At 46.2% G+C, this 11,810-nt stretch carries 7 protein-coding genes and 8 tRNA genes; 14 read left to right on the forward strand and 1 reads right to left on the reverse strand.

Features of this window, described 5'->3' with window-relative positions; all coding sequences use genetic code 11:
* The first annotated feature begins 36 nt into the window (after positions 1-36).
* A complete protein-coding gene (rpoS, locus tag KV201_RS13735) occupies positions 37-1,017 on the forward strand; it encodes an RNA polymerase sigma factor RpoS (RefSeq protein ID WP_006086853.1) in 981 nt (326 codons plus the stop codon).
* Between the two features lie 216 nt (positions 1,018-1,233).
* Here the strand turns inward: rpoS and mutS are convergent, their stop codons facing one another.
* Positions 1,234-3,804, reverse strand: a complete 2,571-nt coding sequence (gene mutS, locus KV201_RS13740; RefSeq protein ID WP_226059652.1) for a DNA mismatch repair protein MutS — start codon at positions 3,802-3,804, stop codon at positions 1,234-1,236.
* Positions 3,805-4,188: 384 nt separating this feature from the next.
* On the opposite strand from mutS, the gene recA reads away from it, so the two are divergent.
* From recA to KV201_RS13805, 13 genes are all read left to right on the forward strand, one after another.
* A complete protein-coding gene (gene recA / locus KV201_RS13745; RefSeq protein WP_006082606.1) occupies positions 4,189-5,256 on the forward strand; it encodes a recombinase RecA in 1,068 nt (355 codons plus the stop codon).
* Positions 5,257-5,330: 74 nt separating this feature from the next.
* Positions 5,331-5,744 carry a regulatory protein RecX gene (locus KV201_RS13750; RefSeq protein ID WP_006082605.1) on the forward strand — a complete coding sequence of 138 codons (414 nt, stop codon included), beginning with the start codon at positions 5,331-5,333 and terminating at the stop codon, positions 5,742-5,744.
* Positions 5,745-6,114: 370 nt separating this feature from the next.
* Positions 6,115-8,739 (forward strand): alanine--tRNA ligase, encoded by a 2,625-nt coding sequence (gene alaS / locus KV201_RS13755; protein WP_226059653.1) that lies wholly within the window; start codon positions 6,115-6,117, stop codon positions 8,737-8,739.
* 9 nt (positions 8,740-8,748) lie between these two features.
* Entirely contained in the window at positions 8,749-10,005 is a 1,257-nt protein-coding gene (locus KV201_RS13760; protein ID WP_006082603.1) for an aspartate kinase, read from the forward strand.
* 118 nt (positions 10,006-10,123) lie between these two features.
* Entirely contained in the window at positions 10,124-10,321 is a 198-nt protein-coding gene (csrA, locus tag KV201_RS13765) for a carbon storage regulator CsrA (protein WP_006082602.1), read from the forward strand.
* Between the two features lie 205 nt (positions 10,322-10,526).
* A tRNA-Ser gene (locus KV201_RS13770) sits at positions 10,527-10,618 on the forward strand.
* Positions 10,619-10,641: 23 nt separating this feature from the next.
* Positions 10,642-10,718: transfer RNA gene (locus tag KV201_RS13775), tRNA-Arg, on the forward strand.
* 33 nt (positions 10,719-10,751) lie between these two features.
* A tRNA-Arg gene (locus tag KV201_RS13780) sits at positions 10,752-10,828 on the forward strand.
* An 87-nt stretch (positions 10,829-10,915) separates the two neighbouring features.
* Positions 10,916-10,992 (forward strand) — tRNA-Arg (locus KV201_RS13785).
* A gap of 48 nt (positions 10,993-11,040) precedes the next feature.
* Positions 11,041-11,117: transfer RNA gene (locus tag KV201_RS13790), tRNA-Arg, on the forward strand.
* Between the two features lie 58 nt (positions 11,118-11,175).
* A tRNA-Arg gene (locus tag KV201_RS13795) sits at positions 11,176-11,252 on the forward strand.
* A gap of 45 nt (positions 11,253-11,297) precedes the next feature.
* A tRNA-Ser gene (locus tag KV201_RS13800) sits at positions 11,298-11,389 on the forward strand.
* A 103-nt stretch (positions 11,390-11,492) separates the two neighbouring features.
* Positions 11,493-11,569, forward strand: a tRNA-Arg gene (locus KV201_RS13805).
* Positions 11,570-11,810 lie beyond the last annotated feature (241 nt).

The raw sequence follows: 11,810 nt of genomic DNA on the forward strand, positions 1-11,810 counted from the left end.
AATTCAGTAGTTTAATCAGGTTTGGGAGATTTAATCATGAGCCGCATAAAAAGCACTGCCGCAGAAGCACTAGTAGATTTATCCGTAGACACTGTTGACTTCGATCTTGAAAAAGAAGAAGTTGCATCCGATTTAGTTCAAGAGCTAGGAATAGAACAACAGGTTCAAGATGACCTACAAAAAAATCTTGATGCCACTCAACTTTACCTTGGTGAGATTGGTTTTTCCCCACTGCTTAGCGCAGAAGAAGAAGTTTACTTTTCCCGTAAAGCCTTAAAAGGCTGTGCAAAATCCCGTAATCGCATGATCGAAAGTAATTTACGTCTGGTCGTAAAGATTGCCCGTCGTTACAACAATCGCGGCTTAGCACTGCTTGATCTTATCGAAGAAGGCAACTTAGGCTTAATTCGTGCCGTTGAAAAGTTTGACCCAGAAAGAGGTTTCCGTTTTTCAACCTACGCGACTTGGTGGATCAGACAGACCATTGAGCGCGCCATTATGAATCAGACTCGTACAATTCGATTACCTATTCATGTTGTTAAAGAACTCAATGTTTACTTGCGCACCGCTCGCGAGTTAGCACAAAAACTCGATCACGAACCAACGGCTGAAGAAATTGCCGAAAAACTACAAGTGTCGAGTGCTGATGTCAGCCGTATGCTTAAGCTGAATGAGAAAATCACCTCTGTCGATACGCCTTTGGGGGGCGATAATGACAAGGCGCTGCTGGATATTTTAGCCGATGACGATAACGTTGGCCCTGACTATAAAGTGCAAGATGAAGATATTTCTAATTCAGTGGTCAAATGGCTCAATGAGTTAAACACTAAACAAAGAGAAGTGTTAGCCCGCCGTTTTGGTCTGTTAGGTTATGAACCTTCTACACTCGAAGATGTGGGTGCTGAGATTGGTTTGACTCGTGAACGTGTACGTCAAATCCAAGTGGAAGCATTGAAACGTTTACGTGACTTATTAGGATCTCAAGGTTTATCTGTTGAAGCATTGTTTAGAAACTAATTATTTCGAAACCAATAATCTAGAGGCTAAGATCAGTTGTTCTTTGATCTCTATGCCTAGCTCCTAGCTAAGGTCTAGTGATTTAGTCTAGTGATTTAGTCTAGTGCTTAGGTCTAGTCGATAAAAGTAAAACGCCCACTAAAGAGTGGGCGTTGTTGTTTCTAATCCTTTATTGCTGATCATATCGCTTGGCGAATATCACCCGTTCACAGAGCTTTAGCTCAGACGTTTCAGCTCATAGAGCAAATCAAGTGCCTGCTTTGGCGTTAAGTTATCGGGATTAATGCTACTTAACTTCGTTAACGCTGGATTCTCAACTGGTTCAGGTAACGCGAGTAAGCTTTGAATAGGCGTCCTCGTTCCTTCAGCTTGATGATCGCGACTCTCCAATTGCTGCAACTTATGTTTAGCGGCTTTAATCACTTTGTTTGGTACGCCGGCAAGCGCCGCAACTTGTAAGCCGTAGCTTTTACTGGCGGCGCCTTCTTGCACTGCATGCATAAAGGCGATGGTATCGTCGTGTTCAATGGCATCGAGGTGCACATTGTAAACACCAGCCATTAATTCAGGTAACTGAGTTAATTCAAAATAATGGGTGGCGAATAGGGTCATAGCGCCGACTTGCTGGGCTAAATACTCTGCCGCCGACCAAGCAAGCGATAAACCATCATAGGTGGATGTGCCGCGGCCGATTTCATCCATTAACACTAAGCTACTGGCGGTGGCGTTGTGCAGAATGTTGGCGGTTTCTGTCATTTCTACCATAAAGGTTGAACGGCCAGAGGCCAGATCGTCGGAGGCGCCAATACGGGTAAAGATGCGATCGATAGGGCCGATCAGTGCGCGATCTGCTGGCACAAAACAGCCAATGTGGGCCATCAGCGTGATCAAGGCGACTTGGCGCATATAGGTCGATTTACCGCCCATGTTAGGTCCGGTGACAATCAACATACGTCTTTGATTATGCAAGGTGACTGGGTTAGCGATAAACGGTGTTTGACTCACACGCTCCACCACGGGATGACGACCAGCCTCTATCTGTACGCCGATATCTTGGCTCAGCTCTGGGCAAGTGTAGCCTAAGGTTTCGGCGCGTTCGGCAAAGTTACTTAACACATCAAGTTCTGCCGCCGCTCGAGCAAAAGCTTGTAATTCATGTAATTTTGGCAGAATAAGATCAAATAATTGTTCCCATAACTGCTTTTCGAGTGCCAGTGCTTTACCTTGGCTCGAGAGCACTTTTTCTTCGTACTCCTTAAGTTCGGGCGTGATATAACGCTCCATATTCTTAAGGGTTTGACGTCGTTGGTAATTGAGTGGCACTTGCGAGGATTGCAAGCGACTCACTTCGATGTAATAGCCGTGTACACGGTTATAGCCGACTTTAAGTGTGTTGATACCTGTACGTTCTTTTTCTCTGGCTTCGAGTTGTACTAAGTAATCGCTCGCACCTTCGCTAAGACCGCGCCATTCATCTAATTCGCTGTTGTAGCCTTCACGGATCACTCCGCCATCGCGGATAAGCATGGGAGGATTATCGACTATCGCGCGCTCAAGCAAGGCTTGTTCAGCGGGGAACTCACCTAAGTGTTGCCGTAATTGAGTCGTGTACGGCGCGCTCAGTGTGCTTAAACTCTGTTGTAATTCAGGTAGTAAGCCCAGCGCTTGACGTAAACGGGCAAAGTCTCTTGGGCGAGCGGTACGCAGCGCGAGTCTTGCCATGATACGTTCAATATCGCCAAGTGCTTTTAACTGTTCATGCAAACCTTCGTGGGCGGCGGTATCGAGTAGTTCAGTCACCGCCTGTTGGCGTGCTTTGATGTGTTTTGGATCTCGCAGCGGCTGATGGATCCAGCGTTGCAACATGCGGCTGCCCATAGGCGTCGCCGTGTTATCCAATATTGCGGCTAAGGTATTATCGCGACCACCGGCAAGGTTTTGAGTGAGTTCTAGATTTCGGCGCGTTGCCGCATCGAGCACTATGCTATCGGTTTGATTAAAGCGGGTAATGGCATTGATATGGGGTAGGGCTGTGCGCTGTGTGTCTTTGACATATTGCATCAAGCAACCCGCAGCCTGCAGTGATAAACGTGCATCTGCGATACCAAAACCATGCAAGTCTTTCGTGCCAAACTGAGCCAGCAGTAACTTGATGCTAGTGTCGTAATCAAATTCCCATTCAGGGCGACGACGTTTACCTTTAAAACCGTTTAGTAGACCTAGTTCGCCAAAGTCTTCACTGTAGAGAATTTCAACGGGATTAGTGCGTTGCAATTCAGCTTCTAATGACTCTCGCGTGTCGAGCTCGGCAATCACAAAACGTCCTGATGAAACATCCAGAGTGGCATAACCAAAACCGATTTTACCTTGATAAACCGCTGCCAATAGATTGTCTTGGCGTTCCTGCAGCAGGGCTTCGTCGGTTAAGGTGCCAGGCGTGACGATACGCACCACTTTACGCTCAACAGGACCTTTAGAGGTTGCTGGGTCGCCAATTTGTTCACATATCGCAACCGATTGACCAATTTGAACTAATTTCGCAAGATAGCCTTCCACAGCATGGTAAGGCAGTCCCGCCATGGGGATAGGATCGCCACCACTTTTACCGCGCGCCGTGAGTGAAATGCCTAACAGCTCAGAAGCACGTTTAGCATCGTCATAAAACAACTCGTAGAAGTCACCCATGCGATAAAACAGTAACATGTCGTGATGTTCTGCTTTCATGGTCAAGTACTGACGCATCATAGGAGTATGTTTTTCTAAATCATCGGTATCAATTACATTCATTAAATCGTTATCGTCCGTTGTGACTGCCGTGGTTATGTGGGATTAAGCGCTATGGAAGCAGAAGACTGCTGTACAATTTTCAGCTAAAAAGACCACGCAAAATTTGCTGCGCCAATCTTAGCAATAATTTACCGAAAATTGAGCCCTTGATGACGGATATTCGTCAAAGGGATGCAATATCGGATTTGATATTCGCTAAAACCTTAGCCATATTAAAAAATCCCATTAGTTAAAAATAATTCAGCCATAGGTCTTGATACTGTATGATTGTACAGTATACTAGTCCGCAGAATTAAGACAAAAAGCGCGGCTTTTTGAATTACCCGTTTGTAAATTGAATATTACTTTTGACAGCTTAAGGCTTGTCTTGATGAGGGAACTGGAATGAAGGTCGATCCAAATAAAGAGAAAGCACTTGCTGCGGTATTGATCCAAATTGAGAAACAATTTGGTAAAGGCTCCATCATGAAGCTGGGTGAAGATCGCTCTATGGATGTTGAGACCATTTCTACCGGTTCTCTATCTCTGGACGTTGCTTTAGGCGCTGGCGGTTTGCCAATGGGTCGTATCGTTGAGATCTATGGTCCTGAATCATCAGGTAAAACGACACTGACTTTAGAAGTGATTGCCGCAGCGCAACGTGAAGGTAAAACCTGTGCCTTTATCGATGCTGAGCATGCACTAGACCCTATCTATGCTAAAAAATTAGGTGTAGATATTGATAACCTGCTGTGTTCACAACCGGATACCGGCGAGCAAGCGCTTGAGATTTGTGATGCATTAACTCGCTCTGGCGCTGTTGACGTTATCGTTGTCGACTCAGTGGCGGCATTAACGCCTAAAGCTGAAATCGAAGGTGAAATTGGTGATTCTCACATGGGCCTAGCGGCACGTATGATGAGCCAAGCCATGCGTAAACTTGCGGGTAACTTAAAGCAATCTAACACCTTACTTATCTTCATCAACCAAATTCGGATGAAGATTGGTGTGATGTTTGGTAACCCAGAAACGACAACCGGTGGTAACGCGCTGAAGTTCTATGCTTCTGTTCGTTTAGACATTCGTCGTACTGGTGCCATTAAAGACGGCGATGAAGTTGTCGGTAACGAAACACGCGTTAAAGTGGTGAAAAACAAGGTTGCAGCACCGTTCAAGCAAGCCGAATTTCAAATCCTTTATGGCCAAGGTATCAACCGTACTGGTGAGTTAGTTGACTTAGGCGTAGCCCATAAGTTGATTGAAAAAGCGGGTGCTTGGTACAGTTATAAAGGCGATAAAATCGGTCAGGGCCGTGCTAATGCGGGTAAATATTTGACTGAAAACCCAGCCATTGCTACTGAAATTGACAAGACATTACGTGAGTTACTTTTGAGCAATCCTAGTGCACTGGCTGCTAAAGATGATGCTAGCACGGAAGATAATGTTGATTTAGAAACAGGCGAAGTATTCTGAGTCAGTCAGCCCGTCAAATTGCGGTCGCGCTGTTAGCGCGCCGCGATTATTCCCGCTTACAAATCCGCGATAAATTGCTCGAAAAAGGCTTCGAACTTAACGATATCGAACCTGTGCTCGATGCATGTGAATCCTCCGGTTTTATCAATGATAATCGCTATGCTGAACTGTTGGTCCGTAGCCACATTAGTCGAGGTCACGGTGCCATCCGCATTCGCCAAGCGATAGCGCAAAAAGGCCTGTCTAAAGATTGCATTGAAGCGGCGATAACCAATAGTGATTGTGACTGGTTTGAGCTAGCAAAAGATAAAGCCACTAAAAAATATGGAATTCCCCGCGTAACAGAAGTGAAGGGCTCTAAAGCCCGGGATCTCATCGCGAAGGAAAAGGCCAAACGAGTGCGGTTTTTAATGGGCCAAGGCTTTAGCTACGATCAAATCACTTATGCGTTAGATTCCGATCCCAATGATCTCGACGACGATTATTAATCGCCTCAACTCATCGATTGCGATGTAATCTTAAGACTGTAAAAGCTCCTTTTAACAAGTCCTCAGAAAATCTCCTCTAAAATGTCATCAAATGGGCTTTGTTGCTTTCGTACCCGACACTTTACCCACTTGCTCAAATACTGTACTTTTTGCACCCAACCCGCAGAGTCTGTCATCGTCCTTTATTATTGCTGTTTGGCCTCTAGCCACTCTTATGTGGGCGATTCACGCTAAAATATTAAATTCCTGATGTGCATATCACCAATCAAGGCTGGTCGTCCTTCCTCAGTCTGCTTATAATGCTGGGCAAATAGAAATACGGCTAGCCTAAGGCGTAGCTGGTAATGCTTACCCAATTCAGGATGATTTCATGTATCAAACTACAGCAGAGCTTAGAAGCGCTTTCCTCGAATTTTTCCGCAGCAATGGTCATCAAGTTGTGGACAGTAGTTCATTAGTGCCAGGCAACGATCCCACACTTTTATTTACCAATGCAGGCATGAACCAGTTCAAGGACGTGTTTCTTGGCATGGACAAACGCAATTATACGCGTGCGACCACTGCTCAACGTTGTGTACGCGCCGGTGGTAAGCATAACGATTTAGATAACGTCGGTTATACAGCACGTCATCACACCTTTTTCGAAATGCTGGGTAACTTCAGTTTTGGTGATTATTTCAAAGAAGAAGCGATTCGCTTTGGCTGGACTTTCTTAACTGAAACTTTAAAGCTGCCGAAAGAACGTCTGTGTGTCACTATTTATCAAACAGATGATGAAGCCTTTGAAATCTGGAATAAAAAGATTGGTGTTGCTGCCGAGAACATTATCCGTATCGGCGACAACAAAGGTGCTGCTTATGCGTCAGATAACTTCTGGCAAATGGGTGATACCGGTCCTTGCGGCCCATGTTCTGAGATTTTCTATGACCATGGCGACCATATTTGGGGCGGCCGTCCTGGCAGTCCTGAAGAAGATGGCGACCGTTTCATCGAAATTTGGAACATAGTGTTCATGCAGTACAACCGTCAAGCATCGGGTGAAATGTTGCCTTTGCCTAAGCCATCGGTTGATACCGGCATGGGGATTGAGCGTATTGCCGCGATTATGCAAGGCGTACATTCTAACTACGAAATCGACATATTCCGTACGTTGATCGCTAAAGCGGCAGAAATCATCGGCGTAAGCGATTTAACCGAGAAGTCACTGCGCGTCATTGCCGACCATATCCGTTCATGTGCATTCCTTATTGCCGATGGTGTTATGCCGTCGAACGAAGGCCGCGGTTATGTGCTGCGCCGCATTATTCGTCGCGCCGTTCGCCATGGTAACAAGTTAGGCGCGACCGAAGCTTTCTTCTATAAGCTGGTTCCGTCTTTGATTGCGGTGATGGGCGATGCGGCCAAAGGGTTAGCTGAGACTCAAGCGATTGTTGAAAAAGCACTGAAAGCGGAAGAAGAGCAATTTGCCCGTACGCTTGAACGTGGTTTAGGCATTTTAGATGCGGCCTTAAACGAGTTAAAAGGTGACACCTTAGACGGTGAAACGGTATTTAAGCTGTATGACACCTATGGCTTCCCAATGGATTTGACCGCTGACGTCTGCCGTGAGCGCAACATCATTGTCGATGAAGCAGGTTTCGAAGTCGCTATGGCTGAACAACGTAGCCGCGCCCAAGCTGCCGGTAACTTTGGTGCAGATTATAACGCGGCACTGAAAATCGATGCTGAAACCGCATTCAGTGGTTATACCGAATTAGCGGGCCAAGCTAAGGTCACCGCGATTTATCAAAACGGTGAATCAGTGACGGCTATCAAAGCGGGTGATGAAGCCGTTGTCGTGCTCGACGTGACACCTTTCTACGCCGAATCAGGCGGTCAAGTGGGCGATAAAGGCCAACTGGTTGCGAGCGGTGTTGAATTTACCGTTAACGACACGCAAAAGTACGGTCAAGCAACGGGCCATCAAGGTGTTTTAGCTACAGGTAACTTGAGTGTTGGCCAAGTTGTTGAAGCAAAAGTCGACAAAAAACTGCGTCACCGTACTCAGTTAAACCATTCTGTTACGCATTTACTGCATGCCGCACTGCGTCAAGTGCTCGGTACTCACGTTTCGCAAAAAGGTTCATTGGTTGATCCTGAGCGTTTGCGTTTTGACTTCTCCCATTTCGAAGGCGTAAAAGCGACGGAATTAAAAGAAGTTGAAGAATTAGTTAACACTCAAATTCGTCGTAACCATGAGCTAAAAACCGCTGAAATGGGCATAGATGAAGCCAAAGAGAAAGGCGCAATGGCGCTCTTTGGTGAGAAATATGACTCACAAGTGCGTGTTGTGACTATGGGCGATTTCTCTATCGAATTATGTGGTGGTACCCATGTGGGCCGCACGGGCGATATTGGCTTATTCAAAATCACCTCTGAAGCGGGCATTGCTGCGGGTGTACGTCGTATCGAAGCCGTTACTGGCGCTGCGGCTATGGCCTATGTGGCGCAGCAACAAGCTGAACTGGAAGAAGCTGCAGCCTTATTGAAAGGCGATGCCAACTCAGTTGTCGCTAAGTTAAAAGCCCAGCTCGATAAGATGAAGCAACTCGAAAAAGAAATGGCGCAGTTGAAAGATAAACTCGCGGCTGCAGCCAGTGCTGATTTAGTGGGCGATGCCGTTGTGGTTAATGGCGTTAACGTACTGATCAAAAAGTTAGACGGCGTTGAGGCAAGCTCATTACGCGGTCTACAAGATGAATTAAAACAAAAATTGAAATCGGCCATTATCGTTCTTGGCACTGCGCAGGAAGGGAAAGTTAACCTGATCGCCGGTGTGAGTAACGATCTGATCGGCAAAGTCAAAGCGGGTGAGCTAGTCGCTATGGTCGCTGCACAAGTGGGCGGTAAAGGCGGCGGTCGTCCTGATATGGCTCAAGCGGGCGGTAGCCAGCCAGAAAATCTGGATGCGGCATTGGCTCAAGTATTACCTTGGATTACTGAGCGTCTAGCTTAAGAGGTTGCTGTGCCCCAAAAACGAAAGCTTAGTGGTAGCAAGCTTTTTGTGAAAAAGTTCGGCGGCACTTCGGTGGGTTCTATTGAACGTATCGAAGCGGTCGCTGAGCAGATTACAAAGTCAGCTCACAATGGTGAGCAGCAAGTCTTAGTCTTATCTGCAATGGCAGGTGAGACTAATCGCCTATTTGCACTGGCAGCACAAATTAATCCGCGGGCCTCGGCGCGCGAATTAGACATGTTAGTGTCAACGGGTGAGCAAGTGAGCATTGCCTTGATGTCGATGGCGCTACAGCGCCGCGGTATTAAGGCGAAATCCCTTACGGGCGATCAGGTACAAATTCATACGAACAGTCAATTTGGCCGTGCCAGCATCGAGCGGGTGGATACTGAGTATTTGCAATCCCTGTTAGCCGACGGTGTTGTGCCGATCGTCGCAGGGTTTCAAGGCATCGATCCTCAAGGCGAAGTCACAACCTTAGGGCGCGGTGGTTCAGATACCACTGCTGTAGCCTTAGCGGCGGCGTTAGAAGCCGATGAATGCCAGATTTTTACTGATGTGGCGGGCGTATTTACCACAGATCCGAATATCGATAGCAGTGCACGTCGTCTCGATGTGATTGGGTTTGATGTGATGCTCGAAATGGCAAAGTTAGGCGCTAAAGTACTGCATCCCGATTCTGTTGAATACGCCGAGCGTTTTCGTGTGCCGTTGCGAGTCTTGTCGAGCTTTGAAGCTGGGCAGGGGACGTTAATCCAATTTGGCGACGAGTCTGAACTCACTATTGCCTCGTTAGTCCAAGGTATTGCGATTAATAAGGCGCTGGCAACGCTGACGATTGAAGGGCTGTTTACCACCAGTGAACGTTATCAAGCGCTGTTAGGCTGCTTAACGCGATTGGAAATCGATGTGGAATTTATTTCCCCATTGAGGATCCACGAGGATGATCCTTCGGGTCGAGTCAGTTTTATGCTCGCTGAAGCTAAGGTTGATACTCTGCTTAATGAGCTCGAAGGCTTAAGCGAAAGCCTTGCTCTCGGACCATTGATTATCGAACGGCAACGTGCAAAAGTATCTTTAGTTGGCAAAGGTTTACAGGCAAAAATGGGATTATTGACTAAGATGTTAGAAGTCTTGGGTAATGAAACTATTCATGCTAAGTTACTCACGACGTCAGAGAGTAAATTGTCAACCGTTATCGATGAAAGGGACTTACACAAGGCGGTTCGGGCGTTACATCACGCTTTCGAGCTAAATAAGGTGTAATTAAATAACCGTTTGAGTATTGAATACTATTAATTTGTACTAAGCTGACCTTATAATAAGCCCATCTACCGGATGAGTGCCGTGTGTAAGCTGAATTAAGAAATAAAGGAGCTATCGAATGCTGATTTTGACTCGTCGTGTTGGCGAAACACTGATGATTGGTGATGAAGTCACAGTTACAGTGCTAGGGGTAAAAGGCAATCAAGTGCGTATTGGTGTGAATGCACCAAAAGAGGTTTCTGTTCACCGTGAAGAAATCTACCAACGCATTCAATCTGAAAAATCAGGTACACCATCGGAAGGTGGTAACTTTTAGTACCTTGTCTTGGCAAGAGTATTACGGTAACAGAAGAGTCAGTTTTTTAACTGGCTTTTTTATTTTTTAGACCGAAAGATTGGCGCAAATCAATACATTGGCTTGATATAACAGCAATGTGATTAAAAACAGTTCAAATGGAATCTGTTTCGGAAAAAGGGTTTGACTTATTTTCGTCAAACAGTAATATGTGCGCCAAGAAAACGGAGAGGTGGCCGAGTGGCCGAAGGCGCTCCCCTGCTAAGGGAGTATGGGCTTTAACTCCCATCGAGGGTTCGAATCCCTCCTTCTCCGCCATTTCTTACCGATAAAAAAACAGTGCGCGTGTAGCTCAGCTGGATAGAGTACCTGGCTACGAACCAGGCGGTCGGAGGTTCGACTCCTTCCACGCGCACCATTTTTATTGAAAAAGTAAATTTAAATACAAGTCGCGCGTGTAGCTCAGCTGGATAGAGTACCTGGCTACGAACCAGGCGGTCGGAGGTTCGACTCCTTCCACGCGCACCATCTCTGCATTAGTTAATCTTTAACTCATCAGTTTTGAATTTCAGTTAGAAATTTTGTAGATAATTGCTTATAGCAAAATGTTAAAATGCGCGTGTAGCTCAGCTGGATAGAGTACTTGGCTACGAACCAGGCGGTCGGAGGTTCGACTCCTTCCACGCGCACCAATTTAGATTAATATGATTTCGGTCGTATTAATGTTTACCGTTTTAAATGCGCGTGTAGCTCAGCTGGATAGAGTACCTGGCTACGAACCAGGCGGTCGGAGGTTCGACTCCTTCCACGCGCACCAATTTAAGCTAATATGATTGCGATTGTTTCAATTAAATTAGTGTTTTACCGTTTAACATGCGCGTGTAGCTCAGCTGGATAGAGTACCTGGCTACGAACCAGGCGGTCGGAGGTTCGACTCCTTCCACGCGCACCAATATAGTTAACGAGACACGTCTTGTTGATTTAAAGCGTTAAACGCGGAGAGGTGGCCGAGTGGCCGAAGGCGCTCCCCTGCTAAGGGAGTATGGGCTTTAACTCCCATCGAGGGTTCGAATCCCTCCTTCTCCGCCATTCTATTCTCTTAGTCGAGGGGAATAGAATAAAGTTGCGAGATAAAAGTGCTTATCCTAGACTCAATCTTGATTGGAACTGTTAGAAGTACAAAAACGAGTTTGCGCGTGTAGCTCAGCTGGATAGAGTACCTGGCTACGAACCAGGCGGTCGGAGGTTCGACTCCTTCCACGCGCACCATATAGATAAGCCCTGCAAGCAATTGCAGGGCTTTTTTATTTTTAGTCTGTAGTGGTTTAACTCATTATTGCTTTATCCGTTTCGGCTTACCTCTCTTTACATCTCATCTCTTGGTTTTCTTATCCTGTCAGTGTAGTGGCACACTAATTTTGGCCACCTAAATAGAGGTGATATTATTGCCTCGTAGATGACTTTAGGTGAATACATGAGAGCAACAACCAGAAAAACATTTAGTGCTGAA

Origin of the sequence: Shewanella sp. SR1 (assembly GCF_020447145.1) — a bacterium.
Classification (GTDB): domain Bacteria; phylum Pseudomonadota; class Gammaproteobacteria; order Enterobacterales; family Shewanellaceae; genus Shewanella; species Shewanella baltica.